The following is a 22925-nucleotide window of genomic DNA, read 5'->3' as shown; positions in this document are numbered from 1 at the left end:
CTCCGTTAATCCGACCACTGAAAGGTTTGGTCTCAGCGGTCTTTTCGCCAGGCGTCGGCGGTTAATGCTTCGCCAAAGTGGCCGGCAATTAAGCGTTTAGTGAGATCGTGCAGCGGCGAGGCGAGCACATCGGCAGTGCTGCCGCGCTCAACCACTTCCCCCTGATGCATCACCAGTACCTGATCGCTGATATGTTTCATCATGCCGATATGCTGGGTGACATAAATATAAGAGATACCCTGTTTCTCCTGTAATTCCAGCATCAGGTTGATTAACTGCGAACGCATCGACATATCGAGCGAGGCCAGCGCTTCGTCAGCAATAATCACTTTCGGGCGCAGGATCAGCGCACGCGCCAGCCCAAGGCGCTGTTTCTGCCCCGGTGCCAGCATGTGCGGGTAATAGCTGACATGATCCGGCAGCAGGCCGACCATGCGCAGGGTTTCCAGAATGCGCTTACGCCGCGCTTCCGGCTCGAGATCGGTATTCAGGCGCAGAGGGAAGTCGAGGATCTGCGACAAGCGCTGGCGCGGGTTAAGCGAGGTGGTCGGATCCTGAAAAATCATGCGGATATGCTGGCTACGGAAGGTGTAATCGCCGTAATGCAGCGGCTTATCGTCAATCACCAGTTCACCGGCGGTAGGGGCAATCATTCCCGCCAGCATTTTCGCCAGCGTCGATTTTCCGGAGCCGTTCTCGCCAATAATCGCCAGCGTCTGCCGTTCACGCAGGGTAAAGCTGAGCGGCTTGACCGCTTCCACGGTCTGGCGGCGGAACCAGCCGGTACGGTAGCGAAAAGTTTTGCTCAGGTTGCGCACTTCAAGCAAGGTTTCAACCATCTCACTCACTCTCCATATTCAGCGGGAAATGGCAGGCAAACAGGTGATTACGCGGTCCTGCAAGCCGCGGCGTTTCAATACATTTGCGCTGGGCATAAGGGCAGCGCGGCCCAAGACGGCAGCCAATCGGCAGATGCTCAAGCAGCGGGATCGCGCCTGGCAGCGTATTCAGGCGGCTTTTATGCGGCATCGCGCTGCCAAAATCGGGGATAGCGCGGATCAGTGCCTGGGTATAGGGGTGATGCGGCGTGGCGATCAGATCTTCGCTCGGCGCGGTCTCGACCGTCTGCCCGCAGTACATCACATTGATACGATCGGCCCACTTGCTCAGCATCTGCAAATCATGGCTGATCAAAATGATGGTCGTGTTGTTGTTCTGGTTCAGCCGGTCGAGCAGGCGGAAAATCTGCGCCTGGGTGGTCGGCTCCATGGCGTTGGTCGGTTCATCGGCAATCAGCAGGCGCGGCTGGTTGGCCAGCGCAATGGCGATCATCACTTTCTGACACTCGCCCTCCGTCAGCTCATAAGGGAAACTGCGCATCGCATCTTTATGATCTTTAATACCAACGCGATGCAGCAGCTCAATCGCCCGGCGTTTGCGCCAGCCCATGCGCTGCCACCATTTGCCTTTAAAGGTCCAGCGCGGGATGTTTTGCATCAGCTGCTTGCCGACACGCTCGGAGGGATCAAGACAGGATTGCGGCTCCTGGAAAATCATCGACACGTTGTGACCAAGCAGTTTGCGCCGCTCGCGCGCCGAGAGGCGCATCAGGTCGATATCATCAAAGCGCATACGGTCCGCCGTGACGCGCCAGTTATCCTTGGTAACGCCACAGATCGCTTTCGCAATCAGGCTTTTACCAGAGCCTGATTCACCCACCAGCCCGCGAATTTCCCCCTCGGCGAGGGTCAGGCTGACGCGGTCGACTGCTTTCACCCATTCAGAACCGGTTTTGACTTCAATAGTCAGGTTACGGATATCAAGAAGCGGCATTACTCCACCCCCGCAGTGATGGCGCGACGGATGCCATCGCCCAGCACGTTAACCAGCAGCACGCTCACCATAATTGCCGCGCCCGGCAGCATCACTGTCCACGGCGCAACATAGATCAGCTCCAGCGCATCGCCCAGCATCGCGCCCCACTCCGGGGAGGGGAGCTGCGCGCCGAGATCGAGAAAGCCCAGCGCGGCAATATCAAGGATTGCCATCGACAGCGCGCGGGTAATCTCTGTCACCATACCGGCAGTGATATTCGGCAGAATGGCGTACCACAAAATATTCATCGTTGACGCGCCATCGAGACGGGCGGCAACGACATACTCTTTTTCCAGCTCGTCATGCACCAGGCTGTAGACCGAGCGCACCATGCGCGGCAGCAGCGCCAGCCAGACGGCAAACATCGCATGAGAGAGATGCGGGCCAACAAAGGCCACCACAATAATCGCCAGCAGCAGGGTTGGCAGCGAAAGCAGGGTATCGAGAATATGGTTCAGCACCGCCGAACGCAGCCCGTGCGTTGCCCCGGCGAACACGCCGAGCAGCAGCCCGCACACCGTGGCAGCGAGCGTAACCAGAAATGCGCCGCCAACAGTAGGCGCCGCGCCGCTCAGCAGGCGGCTTAGCACATCGCGGCCGAGATCGTCGGTGCCGAGGAAAAACGACACATCGCCGTAGCGCGACCACGACGGCGGCAGGAGTTGATAGCCGAGAAACTGCTGGTCGATGCCGTAAGGGGCGAACCAGTGACCGAACAGGCAGAGCAGCGCCAGCGCGCCGCAGCCATAGAGGCCGATCATCGCCGTGGGATCGCCATAAAAGTGGCGCCACGCGGTACGCAGCGCGCCGGGCGCACGTTTTTCGCTGTAGACGCTATCGTAAGGCATACCATTCCTTATGTTTTAACGGGTTCGCCAGCGCGCCAAGAATATCGGAGAGCACGTTGACGATAATCACTAATGAACCGATAACCATCACGCCGGCGGAGATCGCGGCATAATCCTGCTGGCGGATAGCGTTGATCAGCCAGCGGCCCAGCCCCGGCCAGCTAAAGACCACTTCAGTGATCATCGCCAGCGTCAGCATGGTGGAGAATTGCAGACCCAGACGCGGGATCACCGGCGGCAGGGCATTGTGCAGCACATGGCGGCGCAGAATGGTAAAGCGGGACAAGCCGCGCGTCGCCGCTGCTTTAATGTAGTTTTTCTCAAAGACCTCAATGGTGCTGATACGCATCAGGCGGATCACTTCGGTGGTCGGCGCCACCGCCAGCGTCACCACTGGCAGGATGACGTGACGCAGAGCGCTCATCAGCATCTCATCGCGCCACGGCGAGTCAGAAATCCAGGCATCAATCAGTGAAAAACCGGTAACAGTTTTCACTTCATACAGCAGATCAAAACGCCCGGAGACCGGCAGCCAGCCGAGATTGAGAGAGAAGAAGAGGGTAAGCAGCAGCGCCAGCCAGAAGACCGGAATGGAGAAGCCGAGCAGCGCGACGGCGCTGATGGCTTTATCCTGCCAGCGGCCACGCATGACGCCCGCCAGCATCCCCACCGGAATACCGACCAGTAACGCCGAGCCAAAGGCGAGGATACAGAGCTCCATCGTCGCCGGGAAAACTTCCTGCAACTGCTCGGAGATCAGCTGTCCATTAATGCTCGAGACGCCAAAATCCCAGTGCAGCAGACCGTTAAACCAGAAGATCCACGCATTCCACAGCGTCGCGCCCTGTAAAGGCGCATGGGGGGTAAAGTAGCTCAGGCTGAAGCCAACAAAGGTCAGTAAAAAGAGGGTGACCAGCAGCAGCAGCAAACGACGCAAAGTAAAAATAATCACGGCGACACCTCTTTTTTATCCCGCGACACGCCAGCGAAAGAGGCGCTGCCGAACGGGCTCAGCACCAGGCCTTTAATATCGTACCGGTATGCCTGCAGGCGCAGGGAGGAGGCGAGCGGCAGCACCGGCAGTTCCCGGGCGAGGATCTGCTGGGCTTCATCATACTCATCGATGCGCGATGCCAGCTGCTGCGAGGCGAGCGCTTTTTGCAGCACCTCATCAAACTCGCGCTGGCACCAGTGAGCAAAGTTGGTTTGTGAATCAATCGCCGCACAGCTCAACAGCGGGCGGAAGAAGCTGTCCGGATCGTTACTGTCCGTCGCCCAGCCGGTGAGCGTCAAGTCGTGGTTCATATCCATCAGGCGCGCCTCCTGGAAGCGCCCCTCAACCGGCACAATCACCACTTTTACACCCACCTGCGCCATATCTGCCTGAATCAGTTCGGCGGTTTTCAGCGGGCTGGGGTTCCAGGGCTGCGAGCTGGTTGGCACCCACAGTTGCAGGGTGAGGTTCTCCAGCCCCAGCGCTTTCAGGCGCTCGCGGGCCTGTTTCGGGTCATATTCGGTAATTTTGGCATCGTTATCGTACGCCCAGGAGGCGCGAGGCAGGATCGACGCCGCAGTTTCCGCCGTGCCGTAATAGATCGACTGCATCAGGCGCTGATTATTGATCGACAGGGCTAACGCGTGGCGCACCGCCGGGTTATTGAGCGGCGGTTTGTTGGTGTTAAACGCCAGATAGGCAATGTTCATCCCCGGGCGCAGGGTTAAACGCAGCCGCGGGTCGTCACGCAAAATGGTTAACTGGCTGGCAGCAGGCCACGCCAGCACATCGCACTCGCCGGTGAGCAGTTTCGATAAACGTCCGGTACCGCCCGAGCCGAGATCGACCACCACCTGTTGCATCAGCGGTTTGCCGAGCCAGAACTTTTCGTGACGTTGTAACCGAACATACTGCCCGGCGCGATACTCATCCAGCTGGAACGGCCCGGTGCCGACCGGCTGGCGGTCAATCAGCTCCTGGCGGTCGATTTTTTGCAATTGCGCGGCATATTCTGCCGACATCACCGAGGCGTAGTGGGTAGCGAGATGCCATAAGAAGGAGGCATCCGGCTTTTTCAGGCGAAACTCGACGGTGCGGTTATCCAGCTTACGCACGCTCTCCACCGAGTCGGCAAATTGCAGGCTGTCGAAATAGGGGAAGCTGTCGCCATTGACGTTATGCCATGGATGGTGGCGATCGAAAATGCGCTGGAAGGTAAAGACCACGTCGTCGGCATTCAGCGTCCGGGTGGGGGTAAACCACGCGGTATGCTGGAAATTGACGCCGCTGCGCAGGCGAAACCGGTAGGTCGCGCCGTTATCCAGCACCTCCCAGCTCTCCGCCAGCTCCGGCACCAGACGATAAGTATAAGGGTCAACATCCAGCAGGCGGCTGTAGAGCTGCGCGGCGAGGGTGTCGACAATCAGCCCGCTGCTCGCTTTTTGCGGGTTAAAGGTATTAACCTGGCCATTCACGCAATAGACAAAGCCACTTTCGCGGATATCTGACGTGGCCGCGGGCGCAGCCTGAGCCGTACCGGTCGCCAGCAGTGCGGTGAAAAGCAGGGAAGAGAAAACCAGACGCATGATTTTTTCAACGGTTTTAAAATAATGGGCAAAGTGTATCGCACTTACCTGGGCTACGTACAAATGTCTGCGGACAACTGCTGTTATTGTCGACGATTTCAGCGTATTTGATGCTTTTTCAGCAGTGCGCGTAGCTGGTGATAGGTTAAACCAAGCCGCTCTGCCGCCCGTTTCTGATTAAATTCGGCCTGTTGCAGGCTCTGCTCGAGCAGGTTTTTCTCCTGATCGAGCTGAAACTGTCGCAGGTCCAGCGGCAGCTCTGGCAGCGAAGTTGCGCTATTTTCTTGCCTCGGCGCTGGCGCTTTCTCACTCACATCGCGGCGGAAAGGGTCGAGGATAATAGTGTCCAGCGGCGTATCGCTGCTGCCGTGACGGTAGACCGATCGCTCCACCACGTTTTTCAGTTCGCGGATGTTTCCCGGCCACCCATAGTTCATCAGCACGTCGCGGGCATGCTCCGTAAAGCCGGGAAAGAGCGGCATATGCAGCTCGCGGCACATCTGGATGGCGAAATGATCAGCCATCAGCATGATGTCGCTCTGGCGCTGGCGCAGCGGCGGTAACAGCACCACATCAAAGGCCAGCCGGTCGAGCAGGTCGGCGCGAAAGGTTCCTTCCTGCACCATCTGCGGCAGATCGGCGTTGGTGGCGCACACCAGCCGCACATTAACCTGCAGCGGCTGGCTGCCGCCGACGCGCTCCAGCTCGCCATACTCAATCACTCGTAGCAATTTCTCCTGCACCAGCATCGGCGCGGTTGCCAGCTCATCCAGAAACAGCGTGCCGCCGTCGGCGCGCTCAAAGCGGCCAGGGTGGCGCTTCTGCGCACCGGTAAAGGCGCCCGCTTCATGACCAAACAGTTCGCTGTCGAGCAAGTTTTCATTCAGCGCCGCGCAGTTTAAGGAGATAAACGGCCCCTGCCAGCGCGAGGAGAGGTAGTGCAGGCGGTTGGCAATCAGCTCTTTACCGGTGCCGCGCTCGCCGATAATCAGCACCGGTTTATCGATCGGTGCAAGGCGGGAAACCTGTTCCAGCACCTCAATAAAGCTGTTGGCTTCGCCAAGAAGGTTATCTTTCTGTTCTGCCATGATGAAATTCGCCACAAGTTGGTCTCTTTAACCACTCTAGTCTAAGTTATGGTTAAGGTAAAATCATTCATTCCCTTTATAATCAAGAAGATGAAAAGTTGGCACGGAGATTGTATTAATCAGGCAGCAGGGCTCAGCCCGATAACAGAAATCAAGAGGATTAGATTATGGGTATTTTTTCTCGTTTTGCCGACATCGTGAACGCCAACATCAACTCGCTGCTGGAGAAAGCGGAAGATCCGCAAAAACTGGTCCGCCTGATGATCCAGGAGATGGAAGACACGCTGGTTGAAGTGCGTTCCACCTCTGCACGTGCGCTGGCTGAAAAGAAACAGTTAACGCGCCGTATTGAGCAGGCGAGCGCGCAGCAAGCCGAATGGCAGGAGAAAGCCGAACTGGCGCTGCGTAAAGAGAAAGAGGATCTGGCGCGTGCGGCGCTGATCGAAAAACAGAAAGTGACCACGCTTATCGAGACGCTGGAGCAGGAAGTGACGCTGGTTGACGAAAGCCTGGCGCGCATGAAGAAAGAGATTGGCGAGCTGGAGAACAAACTGAGCGAAACCCGCGCCCGCCAGCAGGCGCTGACGCTGCGTCACCAGGCGGCAAGCTCCTCGCGCGATGTGCGCCGTCAGCTCGACAGCGGCAAAATGGATGAAGCGATGGCACGCTTTGAGTCCTTCGAGCGTCGTATCGACCAGATGGAAGCCGAAGCGGAAAGCCACGGTTTTGGTAAGCAAAAACCGCTGGATCAGCAGTTTGCCGATCTGCAGGCAGATGATGAAATCAGCGAGCAACTGGCGCAACTGAAAGCCAGAATGAAACAGGACAACCAATAATAACGAGCGGCGGCATCAGAAGATGCCGCTGGCATCCCTGTAAGGAGTACACATGAGCACGCTTTTTCTGGCTATACCCCTGACATTATTCATTCTGTTTGTTTTACCGGTCTGGTTATGGCTGCACTACAACAACCGCGCTTCACGCGGTGCACTTAACCAGAACGAGCAGCAACGTTTGCTGCAACTGACGGATGAAGCAACGCGCATGCGCGAACGCATTCAGGCGCTGGAAGATATTCTGGATGCAGAACATCCAAACTGGAGAGATCGCTGATGGCTACCCTCAATCTGAATAAAAAATTATGGCGTATTCCGCAGCGCGGTAAGCTCGGCGGCGTCTGCGCCGGTATCGCGGAATATCTCGATATCCAGGTCAGACTGGTGCGTATCATCACCGTGCTGGCGATGCTGTTTGGCCTCTTTTTCTTTGTCGTCGTCGCCTATATCGCGCTCTATTTTGCGCTCGATCCGCTGCCGGATAACTACACTGAAGGTGAAGTTCCGGCCAGCAACAGCGAGTTGCTGGATGCGGTAGATGCCCAGTTGGCCGCAGGCGAGAGCCGTTTGCGCCAGATGGAGCGTTATGTCACATCCGATACGTTCTCGCTGCGTAGCCGTTTTCGTCAGCTTTAAGAGGTGAATATGAATAGACACTGGCAACAGGTAAACCGCAATGTCAAACCCGGCCTGAAGCTGGTCGGCAAACTGATGTTGCTGACCGCACTGCGCGTTGGACCTGCGGGCGTGGCGGGCTGGGCGGTAAAATCCGTTGCCCGTCGACCGTTGAAAATGGTGCTGGCCTTCGCACTGGAGCCGCTTCTTAAGCGCGCGGCGAATAAGCTTTCCCGCCGCTTTGATAACAAGCCTGTTACGCGTAAGCGTTGACAACTGCGTCGCCGCCCATATCTCATAGTGAGCAGGACTCTTCTGGATTTAAGGGCGCATACGCATGGCGATGGAACGATTACGAAACGAACTCAACTCGCTGGTCAACCGCGGGATGGACAAGCATCTCCGTCTCGCGGTGACCGGCCTCAGCCGCAGCGGTAAAACCGCGTTTATTACCGCGCTGGTTAATCAACTTCTCTCAATTCACACGGGCGCGCGCCTGCCGCTGTTCAGCGCGGTGCGCGAAGAGCGCTTGCTCGGCGTTAAACGCGTTCCCCAGCGTGATTTCGGCATACCCCGTTTTACCTATGATGAAGGGCTGGCCCAGCTTTACGGCTCGCCGCCGGTATGGCCAACCCCGACGCGCGGCGTGAGTGAAATCCGCCTCGCGCTGCGCTTTCGCTCCCGCGATTCGCTGTTACGCCACTTTAAAGAGACTTCCACTCTCTATCTGGAAATTGTCGACTACCCCGGCGAATGGCTGCTCGATCTGCCGATGCTGGCGCAGGATTACCTGAGCTGGTCGCGGCAGATGACCGGCCTGCTTACCGGGCAGCGGCAAGCGTGGTCTGAGAAGTGGCGCGCGCTCTGCGCCGGGCTCGATCCGCTCGCGCCTGCCGATGAGAACCGGCTGGCGGAGATCGCCGCCGCCTGGACTGAGTACCTTCATCAGTGCAAGCGTGAAGGGCTGCACTTTATCCAGCCGGGGCGATTTGTACTGCCGGGCGATATGGCAGGCGCACCAGCATTACAGTTCTTCCCGTGGCCGGACGTTGATGGCACCGGCGAGGCGAAGCTGGCGCAGGCCGGCAGGCATACCAACGCCGGGATGCTGCGCGAACGCTATCAATACTATTGCGACCACGTAGTAAAAGGCTTTTATAAAAACCATTTCCTGAAATTTGACCGTCAGATCGTGCTGGTTGACTGCCTGCAACCGCTCAACAATGGCCCGCAGGCCTTTAACGATATGCGCCTCGCGCTCACTCAGCTGATGCAGAGTTTCCACTACGGCCAGCGCACGCTGTTTCGCCGCCTCTTTTCGCCGGTGATCGATAAGCTGCTCTTTGCCGCCACCAAGGCGGACCACATCACCGTCGATCAGCACGCCAATATGGTGTCGCTCCTGCAGCAGCTGATTCAGGACGCGTGGCAAAATGCCGCCTTTGAAGGCATCAGCATGGATTGCATGGGGCTGGCCTCGATTCAGGCGACACAGAGCGGCCTTATCGAGGTTAACGGCGAGACGATTCCGGCGTTACGCGGTCACCGATTAAGCGACGGTTCGCCGCTCACCTTCTATCCAGGCGAAGTGCCGGCGCGCTTGCCGGGGCAGGCCTTCTGGGAGAAGCAGGGCTTTAATTTCGAGGCGTTTCGCCCGCAGGTGATGGATGTCGATTCGCCGCTGCCGCACATCCGGCTGGATGCCGCGCTGGAGTTTTTACTGGGAGATAAATTGCGATGACCGAGCCGCTAAAACCGCGTATCGATTTCACCGGGCCGCTGGAGACGCCAGCGCAGGAGCAGTTTAAACAGGCGCAGCGCTTTGATGCTCTCGCCGCCGAGAAGTTTGCGCCGGTCGCCGTTGAGGATCTGCCCGAAGAGGGGCAGGCGGAAGCGGTGGTTGAAGCCGCCCTGCGCCCGAAGCGCACGTTATGGCGCAAAATGGTCACCGCCGGGCTGGCGCTGGCAGGCATTACCGTGATTGGTCAGGGCGTGCAGTGGGCAATCAATGCCTGGCAGACCCATGACTGGGTAGCGCTTGGCGGCTGCGCGGCGGGGACGCTGATTGTCGGCGCTGGCGTCGGATCCATTGCCAGCGAGTGGCGGCGGCTGTGGCGTTTACGTCAGCGTGCGCATGAGCGCGATGAAGCGCGCGAACTGTTGCAGAGCCACGGCACAGGCAAAGGGCGCGCCTTCTGCGAAAAACTGGCGCAGCAGGCGGGGCTGGATAAATCGCATCCCGCCTTGCAGCGCTGGTACGCGGCGATCCATGAAACCCAGAGCGACCGTGAAATCGTCACGCTCTATGCCCACCTGGTGCAGCCGGTGCTGGATGCGCAGGCACGGCGTGAAATCAGCCGCTCGGCGGCGGAATCGACGCTGATGATTGCCGTCAGCCCGCTGGCGATGGTCGATATGGCGTTTATCGCCTGGCGCAATCTGCGCTTAATTAACCGCATCGCCGCGCTCAATGGTATTGAGCTGGGTTATTACAGTCGCCTGCGTCTTTTTCGCCTGGTGCTGCTGAACATGGCTTTTGCCGGCGCCAGCGAACTGGTGCGCGAAGTGGGGATGGACTGGATGTCGCAGGATCTTGCCGCGCGTCTCTCAGCGCGCGCAGCGCAGGGGATCGGCGCCGGGCTGCTTACCGCGCGACTCGGTATTAAAGCGATGGAGCTTTGCCGTCCGCTGCCATGGATCGATGGTGACAAACCCCGGCTGGGCGATTTCCGCCGTCAGCTGATAACCCAGGTCAAAGAGACGCTACAGAAAGGCAAATCTTCCGGCACAGCCGGTTAGAAAGCAGGCGCTGCGCGCTTATCTTTACGCCGCCGCGCCGCTTTTTTCCGCAGGCTGTCAATATTTGTTGACAGACATCTTCCTGCCGACCGTTAAGTGGCATATCATCCTTTCATTACGTGAATGAATAAGGGTGAAGGTTCCCATGCGTCTTGAAGTTTTTTGTGAGGACCGGCTTGGTCTGACACGCGAATTACTTGATCTGCTGGTGCTGCGCGGCATCGATCTGCGCGGCATTGAGATCGATCCCATCGGGCGTATCTACCTCAATTTCGCCGCGCTCGACTTTAACAGCTTCAGCAGTCTGATGGCGGAGATCCGCCGTATTCAGGGTGTCACCGACGTCCGCACCGTGCTGTGGATGCCCTCCGAGCGCGAACACCGCGCGATGAGCGCGCTGCTTGAAGCGTTGCCGGAACCGGTGCTGTCGCTCGATATGAAGTGCAAAATCGAACTGGCAAACGCCGCCAGCGCGCAGCTCTTTGGGCAACAGCCGGATAAGCTACTCAACCATAATGCGGCTCAATTAATCACCGGTTTCAACTTTCAGCGCTGGCTGGAGGGCAATCCGCAACATTCGCATAACGAACATGTGGTGATCGGCGGGCAAAACTTCCTGATGGAGATCACGCCGGTGCATCTGGAAGGGGAAACCGGCGAGGCGGTGCTGACTGGCGCAGTGGTGATGCTGCGCTCAACGGCACGGATGGGCCGCCAACTGCAAAATATCACCCAGCAGGATGTCAGCGCGTTCAGCCAGATTGTCGCTGTCAGCCCGAAAATGCGCCACGTGGTTGAGCAGGCGCGCAAGCTGGCAACCCTCACCGCACCGCTGCTGATTACCGGCGACACCGGCACCGGGAAGGATCTGCTGGCGCATGCCTGTCATCTTTCCAGCCCGCGCGCGGCAAAACCCTATCTGGCGCTGAACTGTGCCTCGATTCCTGAAGAGTCTGTCGAAAGCGAACTGTTTGGCCATGCGCCGGAAGGCAAAAAGGGCTTTTTCGAGCAGGCGAACGGCGGTTCAGTGCTGCTGGATGAGATTGGCGAAATGTCGCCGCGTATGCAGGTGAAACTGCTGCGTTTCCTCAATGATGGTACTTTCCGTCGCGTTGGCGAAGATCACGAAGTGCATGTGGATGTGCGGGTCATCTGCGCCACGCAGCGTAACCTCGTGGAGCTGGTGCAGAAGGGGCTGTTCCGCGAAGATCTTTACTACCGCCTGAACGTGCTGACCCTCAATCTGCCGCCGCTGCGCGATCGCCCGCAGGATATCGTGCCGCTGACCGAACTGTTTGTTGCGCGCTTTGCCGATGAACAGGGTCTGCCCCGGCCGAAACTCGCCCACGATTTGACGCAGTTGCTTAGCCGCTATAACTGGCCGGGCAACGTGCGCCAGTTGAAAAACGCCATCTATCGCGCCTTAACCCAGCTGGAGGGGTATGAGCTGCGCGCGCAGGATATCCAGCTGCCGGATTACGATGCGGCCACCGTGCCGGTCGGGGATGATGCGATGGAGGGATCGTTGGACGATATCACCAGCCGCTTCGAGCGTTCGGTGTTAACCCAGCTCTATCGAAATTACCCCAGCACGCGCAAGCTGGCGAAGCGCTTAGGCGTCTCGCATACGGCGATTGCTAACAAGCTGCGGGAGTATGGCTTGAGCCAGAAGAAGAGCGACGAGTAACGTTGTAGTGATAAAAAAGGCCGGATAGCGGTAAGCGCTTATCCGGCCTGTTTCATTCCAGACGCGATTAGCCTTTCAGCACGTCCAGTGCAGCGGTGTAATCCGGCTCGTTGGTGATCTCATTCACCAGCTCGCTGAAGATGACCGTATCGTTCTCATCAAGCACCACGACCGCACGTGCAGCCAGGCCTTTCAGCGCGCCGTCGGAGATACCGACGCCATAGTTGTCGAGGAAATCTGCACCGCGCAGGGTGGAGAGGGTGATAACGTTGCTCAGGCCTTCTGCGCCGCAGAAGCGGGACTGGGCAAACGGCAGGTCAGCAGAGATGCACAGTACAACGGTGTTGTTCACCTCTGTCGCCAGCTGATTGAATTTGCGCACGGAAGCGGCGCAAACACCGGTATCGATGCTCGGGAAAATGTTCAGCACTTTGCGCTTACCGGCGAACTGGTTCAGCGCAACATCGGTAAGATCTTTAGCGACAAGCGTGAACGGCTGCGCTTTTGCGCCAACCTGCGGAATAGCGCCAGCAACGGGAACCGGGTTGCCCTGAAAATGAACGAGTTGCGACATAATAGCTTCCTGTTTACATATAGTTAACGTCGGCGCTAGTTTATGCCATCGTCCAGGACCACGGCAAACCAATTTTCGTATCTATACTGGTTTACATTCCGTCAAAGGAGCATGTATGAGAAATGTGAACGTTTATGAGGAAACCTGGCCGCTGCATTCGCCGTTTGTGATTTCGCGCGGCGCGCGCAGTGAAGCGAAAGTGGTGGTGGTCGAACTGGAAGAGGACGGGATCAAAGCGGTTGGCGAATGTACCCCTTACGCACGCTATGGCGAGAGCGAGGCGTCGGTGATGGCACAAATCATGACCATTGTGCCGCAGCTGCAAAACCGCCTCAGCCGTGAAGCGCTGCAAACCCTGTTGCCGCCTGGTGCAGCGCGCAATGCGGTCGATTGCGCGCTGTGGGATCTGGCTGCGCGCAAAGCGGGGCGTTCACTGGCGCACTACACTGGCGTAACCCTGCCGGAAACGGTTATCACCGCGCAAACGGTGGTGATCGGCACACCAGAACAGATGGCCGCCAGCGCGGCGGCACTGAGCGAAACCGGCGCCCGGCTGCTGAAGATTAAGCTTGATGATCATCTTATTAGCGAGCGGCTTGTGGCGATCCGCGCCGCCGCGCCAGAGGCAACGCTGATTGTCGATGCTAACGAGTCGTGGCACAGCGAAGGGCTTGCAGCACGCTGCCAGCTGCTGGCTGATTTAGGTGTGGCGATGCTTGAGCAGCCACTGCCCGCTGGCGAAGACGCGGCGCTGATCAACTTTATCCACCCGTTACCGATCTGCGCAGATGAGAGCTGCCATACGCGTGAAAGCCTTGATGCGCTGCAGGGGCGCTATGAGATGGTCAACATTAAGCTGGATAAAACTGGCGGGCTGACCGAAGCGCTGGCGCTGGCCCATGAAGCCGCCGAACGCGGCTTCGGATTGATGCTCGGCTGCATGATCTGCACCTCACGCGCCATTGCAGCGGCGCTACCGCTGGTTAGTGGTGTGCGCTTCGCCGATCTTGATGGCCCCACCTGGCTGGCGGTGGATGTCGAGCCGTCGCTGCGCTTCTCCACCGGAGAGCTTCACCTTTCGGCATCCCAGCAAAGCAGTGAGGTCATTGCCGCGAGATAATCTTCGCTGGCGGCATCGGCAGAGACCGGCGGCAGCTCCATGGTAATGCAGGGCAGATTGATCTCCGCACACCAGCTGCCGAAGGAGCCGGGCGTCTCATACCCGACGCTTTTGACTAACGGCAGCGAAAAAGCCTGCGCCAGCCACTCGCCAAGCGGGCTTTCGCGCGGATCTTCCACGCAGGCCAGCGGATCGTGAAAGCTAACCACCCACGCCGGATGCAGGCGATGAATTAACTGGCAGAGCGCGCGGGTTTCCGGCTCGGAACCCGGAGCAGCACCCGTGTGCAGCACCACATCACGCTCTGGCGCTGCGCTGTTCCAGCGATAAACGGTATCGCCCGCCTTCCAGTTGGCCGCCGGAAAGTTACGGTTGAGATCGACGCCGTTGGCGTTGGCGCGTAAACCGAGTTGGCAACCATCCGGGTTCACCGCCAGCACCACGTGATGATGGCGCAGATCGCTCTTGAGCGCACGCATGGCGCAGGAGAGGGCGACCATCGCGGCATTCTCATCCCCGTGCGTGCCGGCAATAATCAGCCCGCTTTTCGCCGTTGCCAGCGGTGCCGGAAACCAGAAAAGCGGGGCACCGAGCAGGGACTCACCATACTGCTGACGGCTGTCAGCAAAGTTTCCCCGTAAAGAGCGCGGACGTGTCGCTGGCATAGGTTTACCTGTTTCTGCATTGAATAAACCAAGTGTTGGATATAAAGCGGTGCGACGCAAATCATTTTCCTGATGTATGAGTTTGCATTCCTTAGAGCTAAAACAAATAATTACCGCATCTTTTTTGCGGGATGTGGCACATCACAAGGGGCTTTCATGACATACCGATTTTCAAAACTTTGCTGCGCGCTGGCGCTGTGCGGCTTATCTGTTAGCGTGTTTGCAGCGGATGTGCCGCCGGGAACCCCGCTTGCGGAAAAACAAGAAGTGGTGCGCCACCTCAAAGATGAGCCGGCAACGCTCGATCCGGCAAAAGCGGTTGGCCTGCCGGAAATTCAGGTGATCCGCGATCTCTTTGAAGGCCTGGTCAATCAGAATGAGAAGGGTGAAGTCATTCCCGGTGTGGCGAAAAGCTGGCAGAGCAGCGATAACCGCATCTGGACCTTTACGCTGCGTGATGATGCCCGCTGGTCCGATGGCACGCCGGTCACGGCGCAGGATTTTGTCTACAGCTGGCAGCGGCTGGTTAACCCGCAAACTACATCCCCGTTTGCCGGGTTCGCTGCCTTAGCGGGCATCAGCAATGCGAAAGCGATAACCGATGGCAAAATGGCGGTTGATAAACTGGGCGTCAGCGCGGTGGATGCGAAAACGCTGCGCGTGCAGCTTGATAAACCGCTGCCGTGGTTCCCGAACCTTGCGGCCAGTTTCGCGCTCTATCCGGTGCAGCAAAAGAATGTCGAGAGCGGCGCAGAGTGGACGCGTCCCGGCAATCTGGTGGGTAACGGCGCTTTTGTGCTGACTAACCGCGTGGTGAATGAAAAGCTGGAGCTGGCGCGCAATAAACAGTACTGGGACGATGGCAAAACGGTGATCAATAAGGTGACCTTTGTGCCGATCAATCAGGAGTCTGCCGCTACCAAACGCTACCTGGCGAATGGCGTTGATATCACCGAATCTTTCCCGAAAAACCTCTACCAGAAGCTGCAAAAAGAGATCCCGGGCCAGGTCTATACGCCGCCGCAACTGGGCACCTATTACTACGCGTTCAATACTCAGAAGGGGCCGACGGCAGATGCGCGCGTGCGCCTGGCGTTGAGCTTAACCATCGATCGCCGGGTGATTGCCGAGAAAGTGTTGGGCAGCGGCGAGAAACCGGCGTGGCGCTTTACTCCGGATGTCACCGCCGGGTTTACGCCGAAGCCGTCGCCATTTGAACAGATGAGCCAGCCGGAGTTGAACGCACAGGCGAAAACCCTGCTGCAGGCGGCGGGTTACGGTCCGCAGCGACCACTGAAGCTGACGCTGCTCTATAACTCCTCTGAGAACCATCAAAAGATTGCCATTGCAGTGGCGTCGATGTGGAAGAAAAACCTCGGTGCGGAGGTGAAGCTGCAAAATCAGGAGTGGAAAACCTATATCGACAGCCGTAACAGCGGCAATTTCGATGTCATTCGCGCCTCGTGGGTGGGGGATTACAACGAGCCATCGACCTTTCTCTCCGTGTTGACCTCCAACAGCAGCAGCAATATTCCGCGTTTTAGCGACGCGGCCTATGACAAAGCGTTTAACCAGGCGACACAGGAAAATACGCCGGAAGCGCGCAATGCGGATTACAACGAAGCGGAGCAGATTATCGCCAGCAAAGCGCCGATTGCACCTATTTATCAGTACACCAACGCGCGGTTGATCAAGCCGTGGCTGAAAGGCTATCCGATCACCAACCCGGAAGATGTGGCCTACAGCCGTACGCTATACATCATAAAACATTAACATGCATGTAAGTGGCTGAATTATAGATTATCTATATTCCAGCCACTTTCTTGTGGGGCATGGGTGGGGTATTGAAGTCAAAATTTGTATTTAGCAAAGCGATCTGATCAACGTCATGTTCGGACATCCATTTTCCATACACAGTAAAAACCATCTGTGCATTTGTATGCCCCATCTGGTTTGCAATAAAGCTCGGGTTAGCTCCGGCGCTTAAAGCCCAGCATGCAAAAGTATGGCGTGACTCGTATGCTTTGCGGTGACGGATTCCGGCACGCTTTAGAAGATTATTCCATGACGCTGCCAGTGAACCTGGAATGTAACAGAAGCTTTTCGTCTGATGCCTTGCAGAAACAGACGGATTAAAAACAAATGTGCAGAGATCTTTTCGCTTTTTACCGTACTCGCGCAGGTTAACAATTACCTCACGCTGCGTCTGCATACGCGTTAATTGCATCTGACTTTTGAGCGCATTTATGGCTGGTGTGGTGAGATTTACGGTCCTGATGCCACTTTCTGTTTTGGGTGGTGTAAAGTGATCAGAAATTGCCAGATTGCGATTGATTCTTACCGCCCAGTTGACAGTATCGATGTCCTCCCACGCTAAAGCGCACAACTCACCATGTCTCATTCCCGTACCTACTGCCAGAATCCAGAGGTTCCGGATTTGCTCATGCGTGGTTGCATCTAACAAACGAATGAATTCATCCTTAGTCAATGGATCCGGTTCTGCCTTCGATTTTCTCAGCGGCCTTAGGTCTGTGATGACTGACCCTCGGGTGTAGTTATTTCTCTCAGCAAACTTCAGCATTTCAATCATAACGGACATGTAGGCATTCACCGTCCGTACTGTTCGACCTTTTTTATGAGAGCGCTGAAGGGTTTTTCCAACGAGTTGATAGCCTGTCAGTAGCTCATGCCGCAAAGACAAAAGACTCTCATGCGTCAGTGCTGACACTGGCTTTGTATCATCCATAATGCGTAAACACATCTTTATATAGGATGTGTAACGCATTAGCGTGTTACGGGATAACACCGTCTCCTTCAATGAAAGCCATTTAGCTGCGAGCTCTGCAATCGTCACCTTGAGTTTGTGATCATCATTAACTTCAGCTCGCGGAGAGTTTGGGAACTGCGCTGAGTAATCAAAGGTGCCGGTCTTGATCGCATAGCAGATCGACGTTCTTAACTCCCCAGCTAGTTTCCTGTTCTTGGGGGTGTCAGGTACGCCCAGGCTTTCGCGTACCCGCTCACCCTGGTAGATAAACCACAGGCGCAGTGTGCCCCCGTGGTTCTCGACCCCGGTTGGATATTTAGACATGCTTCTTCCTCTGTTATGAAAGAGGGCCTATTTAAGCAGATTTTTGACGGGGGATCGCCGGGCGCTGACGTTCAACCCAGTTATCGACTTCGTGGCGGTTGTAGAGGATAGGGGAGTTGTCCTTCGGCTGGCAGTCGCCGGAGTAATGCCGGTACTCTCGGCCTTCCATCCAAGACTTTTCGCGCGCGGACTTGATAGCGTTTTTGGTCAGGCCAGTGATCGCCATCAGAACTTCTTCTGATACCCATTTATTGGGCACCAGTTGGATCGCTTCACTCATGGTTTACTCCAGGCAAAAAGAAGCCGCCCGCAGGCGGCAAACATCAAGCTAGGTCTTATCTGTGATCTGCACACGACAGGATATCGGTGAGAAAATTTTTGTGCCGATTATTCGGGGTATGTGATACCCCGTCATAGCGAGGTCTAAATTATGTTAACGCTGAGATATAGGTTCGGCCTTTAAATCAATCAGCGCCTTCTCTACTTCTTCATTTGATGGCTTTTTGTCGTAAGCTATCTGGTAAAGGAATGTTTCATTGGTTTCATGATCAACTTTTACATATTCATGAACCTCATAAGCATCCTTCTTTCCAGTGCTGACATTCGCAACGTAAAAAAAAGGCGAATCGAGCTTCATTTTCAAATCCATCACTGGAGCATCGTTTCTAAAAAGTAAGCAACTTGGCATACCTTATCCTCCTTATGCTAATTATTGGGATCGCTTCAGACAACACCGTTCAATAATTAGGTAGCGCCTAATTATTTACTTTAGTGCTGGAAGGCAGGTATCACCTTACGCCCTTCCTTGTTTCTGCCGAAGCTCTTTTTCTGCCTGACACTCAGCGCACATCTGGCAGCCGGGCATCGCCGCGCGCCGTAGATCAGGAATAGGATCGCCGCACTCCTCGCAATGCTCAGCTGATACCGCGCTGCGGTTGATGCGTTGAGCGGAAAGGGCAGCGTTACGCTGAAGCTCTTCAATCTCTGATGCGCTGTCGATGATGTCAGCCATTGCGTGCTCTCCTGCGTTTCTTGGCGGCCCGGCGCGATGCTGCGATGCCAGTCTTTCCGCTGCTCACCGGATAGCTAAATCCGGCATAAAGGGAAGGGGATAGAGTGGCGACGCTCCACGATTTAACCGAAGCCATGACAGCCAATGCGATGGATATTCGTTTCATGGGTGCTCCCGGAACTGTTGGTTAATACGGTTGAAGGTGAACGCCAGCAATAAAAAAGGCCGCTTTAGCGACCTGGTGATTTTGGCTTTCATGCTGCCGCTTTCCTCATTCACATAATCCATAGCGAGATGCACACACAGATGTGTCAATGCTCGCTTTTACCAGGTCATAAACCTTTCCACCGCGACCTGTCTTTGCCCACTCGATAACTTCCGGAACAGACGGCGCGCCCATGTTTCCGCGCGGGCCATAAAACCCGGACCAGTCGATATTCTGAACTTCCGTGTCAAGACCATAGAGGCGCGGCACGTCTCCCAGTAGACGCCGAACTTTCACTGTTTCGCCATGTCGTTTTGCTATCTCTCGGAAACCAATTATCGAGTTGACCCATGCCTGGCTCTCTGTGCCAACGCTCATCCAGTGCACCCAGCGAGAAACGAGGCGAACCTTCTGCTCCCACAAACGGTGCTTTTCAATGTGCTCTGGCCAGCGGGCAGCTGTTTCTGCAATCTCTTCTTTGTTGCACAGGACACAGTTCATGCAACCGACGCGAGCAGCTCCCTGGGTGTAGAGAGGGTTTGGTGAAATGCCAAAATATTTATGAAGGGCAAAAACTTCAGCTGCTGTCCATTGGTGGATCGGGAGAAAGTTATATAGAAACTCCGGGTCCCGCTGGTCGCTTGAGAAACGATCGTAACCGGCGCGCTTCGATGATTCATCGCCGCGCACCCCTGACCACTGAACAACCACTTCGCCATCATCCAGCAATGGCTTAATTGCAAAATCGTATGCAACCTGTATTTTCAGCTCATCTGTGCAAAACCGGTTACGTAGCATGGGAAACATGCCGTGTAGCAGAGCCGCGTCGAGGAAGCTGTTGCCGCTTGGATGGAGAACAGAAAGCGCCGCTTCTAGAGGGGTGCTGAATTCAATGCCCCATCGTTCAGCTGTTTTTTGCCATGCGCGTCCAAAAGGAGTATCAGATCGGGCGAGCGAAGGCATGATTACTCCGCGGTATGCGCCACTTCTTATGGCCTGCCTCTTGCTCCAGTTTTTGGTTAAAGACAAACGCCGTGCATCGAATTCCTGCTGTGTATAAATGCGTTTAACGACCTGAATTGGTGAGCACCCGATTTTCTCATGAATGTTTTTGCCGAATTCGATAGTCAGCTCATGCTCGTTGTCGGTATCGGCCATAACGCCTTGAACCTTTTCGCCGAACAGCGCATGTGCTATGGCCATAGTGGCCGTTGAGTCTTTGCCAGCGGAGAAGTTAACGACGATCTTGTGATCGTCTGGAATGCGGAAATCGGTTAGATAGCGGCTGTATTCCTTCTCAATTTCACTAATTTTTTGGCTGATGTCCGTTGGGACGATAATCATCGCTGCTTTGCTCATGATTCCACTCCATAGCGCCCATTCATGCGGCCAATTCTGCTAACGAATGCCACTAGGCTGACGCCCATAGGCTCTATCTTTGCGTGATGCTTTTTGAGGATCGGCGGCACCACTGAATTCCATTTCGGCTTTGGCCGGGCTTTCATTGCCTGGCGGATTTCATCCACGCATTTACGGCCCTGCGCGCGGATGGCGTTTTCGATTTCTGGTGTCATGCTGCCTCCCGGCGGGCGAGAAGTTTCGCCCCGAAAGTCATTAACTCGTCCCGATCCACAGTTGCGAAGTGGCAGTGTGTTCTCGGGTACGGATGCCAGATGATGAGCATCGACCCTTTGTTGTTTCCTGACACAGGCTTACCCGTCACCGGATTGATGAATGCCAGCCGCCCGGCGGTAATAAATCGAACCTCGCTTGCGGTCTGGAGCGCCTCTTTGAACCAGCCAACTGAGGTGTCTGCCGGTACCAGCATCACCGTGCCGATCTGATTGCCGCTCTCGGCAGAGGCTTTCTTCACGAAAGGAGTGATGTCGCTGTAGGGCGGGTTGAGCCAAACGTAACCGGGAATGCTGAGGTAATCAGCCCAGGGCGTTTCGAGCGTGTTCTGCTCGGCGGTGATGAACCTCTTACACAGAGCGTTGCGCGGCGCTGCGGCCGCATCAAGTTGGAAGCAGAACTCGGCATTAAGAGAAGCGAAGAGTGCCGGTGGAGTTCGCCATAGGTCGCGCTGGTCGAGCGGGGTTTTACTTCCGCCATAATCACCAGTCATCTTCTCGGCTGGCAGAGCAGACGCTATACGCTCACCAATCCAGCGCATTACCGGTACAGCCATAGAGTTGCCGATCGCTTTATAGCGCGGACCATCCGGGCATTCAGCTGCGTCTTTGCCACGCCAAGCAATCAAGGTGTGATCGTCAGGGAATCCCTGAAGGCGCTCGCATTCGACTGGAGTAAGGCGGCGGACCTGCATACCGTACTGAACGACATCAGCAGATGAGCGCGAATCCTGAGTAAAAGCCACATCTTCCTGATAACCTCTACCCTGAGGACCTGCTGCATCGTGACGACCGATAGAAGCATGCTGAATGCAAATTGCAGGCGTACCCTGGCCTGGCTTGCCACCACCAGTTGAAAGGCAACCGGTGATGCCGCCGTTTCCATCCTCCAGTCTTATTTCACCGCGGCTGTTTTCAGCAAACGCGTGAGCGATAAAATGACCTGCAGCAGCGCCTTCAGGGCGGCCACCTGCGCCGCCGGTAAACGAATGCGCAGACAGAGTGCCAACAATTCCCGATCCCCGCTGAGCAAATAATTCCTGATTGCTCTGCCAAATTCCGCCTACATTGTTGGACTGATTCAGGGTTGGGTGAGGGTTTGCTGGGTTATCCCAGTGACTACCGACTTTAGAGCGCGCTCCAGCATTTCTGGCAATTTCCGGTTGCGATTCTCTGCGCGGCGCAGAATCCCGGCGCACGCCGTCGAACTCAAAAAGTACTTCTGCGGGATCGAACCCTGCTCGAGCACTTGCGACAACGAACACACGCTTGAGGCGTTGGGCCACTCCGAAGTATTGGGCATCTCTGACAACCCAGGCCAGCGCGCGCTGTGGTCCATAAACACAACCACGCTGCGGCCATGCTGCAATGTGATGACCGGCTTTTTTGCTCCAGCGCCAGAACTGGTTACTTTTTCCTGCTGCAGGTCGGTCACCAGGTTCGATTGCTTCATTTTCTCCAGCCAGACCGGCAAGGAGGCAGCCGAAGGCGTTGTCTTTGCTGCTGAGCACGCCGGGGACGTTTTCCCAGACGATAATGGCTTCTTCTTCACCGGCTTCGCGGCGCTTGTCATCGATGGCATCAGCCAGCTCCACATAGGAAAGGGTTAATTGCCCGCGCGCGTCAGCGAGGCCGTTACGTAAACCAGCAATGCTGAACGCCTGGCACGGCGTACCGCCAACCAGAACATCCGGCGCTTCGACTTCACCAGCGCGCACCGCGGCGGCGATTTTGGTCATATCGCCAAGGTTGGAAACTTCAGGCCACCGGGCGGCCAGCACGGCTGACGGGAATTTTTCAATCTCGGCGAACCACGCAGCTTTCCATCCAAGCGGTGCCCATGCCACTGTTGCGGCTTCGATGCCACTGCATACAGATCCATATCTCATGACTCACGCTCCGGGTCGAACTCAGGCCAGTTATTGCGCTCGTAGTTGGCTTTCAAACGCCGATCCCCAACTTCCTCAACGCTGCGCCCGGTCATTTCAGCGACCTGCTCATTGTTGTAACGCCAGAGCAGGGCGAGCTCTTCGCTTGTCCATTCAGACATAATTTTTCCTCCTGACTTTCGTGCCAGTGAGTTGCGCTTATTGCGTACAGAGATAATCGAACGGCCGGTAGCTACTGCTATCTCTTCGATACTGAATCGCCCAAAGAGGAATAGCTCAGCATCGGTCCATGGCCTGCCGTTCATTCGACTGAGTAGATGAGCACCGATGCGGGATGCCTGCCGGGTGATTGCCGATTCAGATCGCTCAAGCTTCGCTGCTATCTCGGGGAGGGGCATCTTTTCCCCAAC

The 22925-nt window shown here is 56.3% G+C and carries 25 protein-coding genes and 1 pseudogene; 9 read left to right on the top strand and 17 right to left on the bottom strand.

Going from position 1 to position 22925, the window contains the following annotated elements; genetic code table 11:
* Nucleotides 1-32: 32 nt before the first annotated feature.
* From sapF to pspF, 6 genes are all read right to left on the bottom strand, one after another.
* Entirely contained in the window at nucleotides 33-839 is an 807-nt protein-coding gene (gene sapF / locus BWI95_RS17325; protein WP_023478701.1) for a peptide ABC transporter ATP-binding protein SapF, read from the bottom strand.
* 1 nt (nucleotide 840) lies between these two features.
* Nucleotides 841-1833 carry a putrescine export ABC transporter ATP-binding protein SapD gene (gene sapD / locus BWI95_RS17320; protein ID WP_023478893.1) on the bottom strand — a complete coding sequence of 331 codons (993 nt, stop codon included), beginning with the start codon at nucleotides 1831-1833 and terminating at the stop codon, nucleotides 841-843.
* Nucleotides 1833-2723, bottom strand: a complete 891-nt coding sequence (gene sapC, locus BWI95_RS17315; protein WP_023478710.1) for a putrescine export ABC transporter permease SapC — start codon at nucleotides 2721-2723, stop codon at nucleotides 1833-1835. The genes sapD and sapC overlap by 1 nt, the downstream gene beginning before the upstream one ends.
* The gene (gene sapB / locus BWI95_RS17310) at nucleotides 2710-3675 is read right to left on the bottom strand and encodes a putrescine export ABC transporter permease SapB (protein WP_054803435.1); all 966 of its coding nucleotides are present in this window, start codon (nucleotides 3673-3675) and stop codon (nucleotides 2710-2712) included. Before sapB ends, sapC begins: the two co-directional genes overlap by 14 nt.
* Complete coding sequence (sapA, locus tag BWI95_RS17305) at nucleotides 3672-5303, bottom strand: ABC transporter substrate-binding protein SapA (RefSeq protein ID WP_054803479.1); 1632 nt, start codon at nucleotides 5301-5303, stop codon at nucleotides 3672-3674. The genes sapB and sapA overlap by 4 nt, the downstream gene beginning before the upstream one ends.
* A gap of 98 nt (nucleotides 5304-5401) precedes the next feature.
* A complete protein-coding gene (pspF, locus tag BWI95_RS17300) occupies nucleotides 5402-6391 on the bottom strand; it encodes a phage shock protein operon transcriptional activator (RefSeq protein ID WP_054803478.1) in 990 nt (329 codons plus the stop codon).
* 167 nt (nucleotides 6392-6558) lie between these two features.
* Here pspF and pspA point away from each other — a divergent pair, with 167 nt between their 5' ends.
* The 7 genes from pspA to tyrR all read left to right on the top strand — a co-directional run bounded on the left by pspA (nucleotide 6559) and on the right by tyrR (nucleotide 12328).
* The gene (pspA, locus tag BWI95_RS17295; RefSeq protein WP_023478673.1) at nucleotides 6559-7227 is read left to right on the top strand and encodes a phage shock protein PspA; all 669 of its coding nucleotides are present in this window, start codon (nucleotides 6559-6561) and stop codon (nucleotides 7225-7227) included.
* 52 nt (nucleotides 7228-7279) lie between these two features.
* Entirely contained in the window at nucleotides 7280-7504 is a 225-nt protein-coding gene (gene pspB / locus BWI95_RS17290; protein ID WP_023478697.1) for an envelope stress response membrane protein PspB, read from the top strand.
* Nucleotides 7504-7863, top strand: a complete 360-nt coding sequence (pspC, locus tag BWI95_RS17285; protein WP_023478705.1) for an envelope stress response membrane protein PspC — start codon at nucleotides 7504-7506, stop codon at nucleotides 7861-7863. Before pspB ends, pspC begins: the two co-directional genes overlap by 1 nt.
* A 9-nt stretch (nucleotides 7864-7872) precedes the next feature.
* Complete coding sequence (gene pspD, locus BWI95_RS17280) at nucleotides 7873-8115, top strand: phage shock protein PspD (RefSeq protein WP_023478580.1); 243 nt, start codon at nucleotides 7873-7875, stop codon at nucleotides 8113-8115.
* A gap of 70 nt (nucleotides 8116-8185) precedes the next feature.
* Nucleotides 8186-9583 (top strand): YcjX family GTP-binding protein, encoded by a 1398-nt coding sequence (locus BWI95_RS17275; protein WP_076770331.1) that lies wholly within the window; start codon nucleotides 8186-8188, stop codon nucleotides 9581-9583.
* The gene (locus tag BWI95_RS17270) at nucleotides 9580-10641 is read left to right on the top strand and encodes a TIGR01620 family protein (protein ID WP_076769921.1); all 1062 of its coding nucleotides are present in this window, start codon (nucleotides 9580-9582) and stop codon (nucleotides 10639-10641) included. The genes BWI95_RS17275 and BWI95_RS17270 overlap by 4 nt, the downstream gene beginning before the upstream one ends.
* A gap of 145 nt (nucleotides 10642-10786) precedes the next feature.
* A complete protein-coding gene (gene tyrR / locus BWI95_RS17265) occupies nucleotides 10787-12328 on the top strand; it encodes a transcriptional regulator TyrR (RefSeq protein ID WP_076769920.1) in 1542 nt (513 codons plus the stop codon).
* 67 nt (nucleotides 12329-12395) lie between these two features.
* On the opposite strand, the gene tpx is transcribed toward tyrR, so the two are convergent.
* A complete protein-coding gene (tpx, locus tag BWI95_RS17260; protein WP_054803811.1) occupies nucleotides 12396-12902 on the bottom strand; it encodes a thiol peroxidase in 507 nt (168 codons plus the stop codon).
* Nucleotides 12903-13017: 115 nt separating this feature from the next.
* Here tpx and ycjG point away from each other — a divergent pair, with 115 nt between their 5' ends.
* Nucleotides 13018-14022 carry an L-Ala-D/L-Glu epimerase gene (gene ycjG, locus BWI95_RS17255; protein WP_076769919.1) on the top strand — a complete coding sequence of 335 codons (1005 nt, stop codon included), beginning with the start codon at nucleotides 13018-13020 and terminating at the stop codon, nucleotides 14020-14022.
* Here the strand turns inward: ycjG and mpaA are convergent.
* Nucleotides 13974-14687 (bottom strand): murein tripeptide amidase MpaA, encoded by a 714-nt coding sequence (gene mpaA / locus BWI95_RS17250; RefSeq protein ID WP_054803810.1) that lies wholly within the window; start codon nucleotides 14685-14687, stop codon nucleotides 13974-13976. The two genes, ycjG and mpaA, sit on opposite strands and share 49 nt — an antisense overlap.
* Nucleotides 14688-14843: 156 nt before the next feature.
* On the opposite strand from mpaA, the gene BWI95_RS17245 reads away from it, so the two are divergent.
* The gene (locus BWI95_RS17245) at nucleotides 14844-16460 is read left to right on the top strand and encodes a peptide ABC transporter substrate-binding protein (RefSeq protein ID WP_076769918.1); all 1617 of its coding nucleotides are present in this window, start codon (nucleotides 14844-14846) and stop codon (nucleotides 16458-16460) included.
* A 31-nt stretch (nucleotides 16461-16491) separates the two neighbouring features.
* Here BWI95_RS17245 and BWI95_RS17240 read toward each other — a convergent pair whose 3' ends face one another.
* From BWI95_RS17240 to BWI95_RS23555, 9 genes and pseudogenes are all read right to left on the bottom strand, one after another.
* Entirely contained in the window at nucleotides 16492-17778 is a 1287-nt protein-coding gene (locus BWI95_RS17240) for a site-specific integrase (RefSeq protein ID WP_076769917.1), read from the bottom strand.
* 31 nt (nucleotides 17779-17809) lie between these two features.
* On the bottom strand, nucleotides 17810-18058 hold the full coding sequence (locus tag BWI95_RS17235) for an excisionase family protein (protein WP_054803809.1): 249 nt from the start codon (nucleotides 18056-18058) through the stop codon (nucleotides 17810-17812).
* A gap of 153 nt (nucleotides 18059-18211) precedes the next feature.
* Nucleotides 18212-18466, bottom strand: a complete 255-nt coding sequence (locus tag BWI95_RS17230) for a hypothetical protein (RefSeq protein ID WP_054803808.1) — start codon at nucleotides 18464-18466, stop codon at nucleotides 18212-18214.
* Between the two features lie 105 nt (nucleotides 18467-18571).
* Nucleotides 18572-18790 (bottom strand): TraR/DksA family transcriptional regulator, encoded by a 219-nt coding sequence (locus tag BWI95_RS17225; protein ID WP_054803807.1) that lies wholly within the window; start codon nucleotides 18788-18790, stop codon nucleotides 18572-18574.
* 271 nt (nucleotides 18791-19061) lie between these two features.
* The gene (locus BWI95_RS17220) at nucleotides 19062-20354 is read right to left on the bottom strand and encodes a phosphoadenosine phosphosulfate reductase domain-containing protein (protein WP_076769916.1); all 1293 of its coding nucleotides are present in this window, start codon (nucleotides 20352-20354) and stop codon (nucleotides 19062-19064) included.
* Nucleotides 20351-20569 carry a hypothetical protein gene (locus tag BWI95_RS17215; protein ID WP_045343381.1) on the bottom strand — a complete coding sequence of 73 codons (219 nt, stop codon included), beginning with the start codon at nucleotides 20567-20569 and terminating at the stop codon, nucleotides 20351-20353. Before BWI95_RS17215 ends, BWI95_RS17220 begins: the two co-directional genes overlap by 4 nt.
* Entirely contained in the window at nucleotides 20566-21120 is a 555-nt protein-coding gene (locus tag BWI95_RS24135) for a phage N-6-adenine-methyltransferase (RefSeq protein ID WP_332308570.1), read from the bottom strand. Before BWI95_RS24135 ends, BWI95_RS17215 begins: the two co-directional genes overlap by 4 nt.
* Nucleotides 21121-21204: 84 nt before the next feature.
* Nucleotides 21205-22515: pseudogene (locus tag BWI95_RS17210) on the bottom strand (DNA cytosine methyltransferase); the annotation flags it as partial.
* On the bottom strand, nucleotides 22512-22676 hold the full coding sequence (locus tag BWI95_RS23555; RefSeq protein ID WP_167552472.1) for a hypothetical protein: 165 nt from the start codon (nucleotides 22674-22676) through the stop codon (nucleotides 22512-22514). The gene BWI95_RS23555 and the pseudogene BWI95_RS17210, both read right to left, overlap by 4 nt.
* Nucleotides 22677-22925: the final 249 nt, after the last annotated feature.

This window comes from Kosakonia cowanii JCM 10956 = DSM 18146 (assembly GCF_001975225.1).
Lineage (GTDB): Bacteria > Pseudomonadota > Gammaproteobacteria > Enterobacterales > Enterobacteriaceae > Kosakonia > Kosakonia cowanii.
Note: the sequence above shows the minus strand (reverse complement) of the source record. Positions and strands in the feature narration are given on the sequence as shown.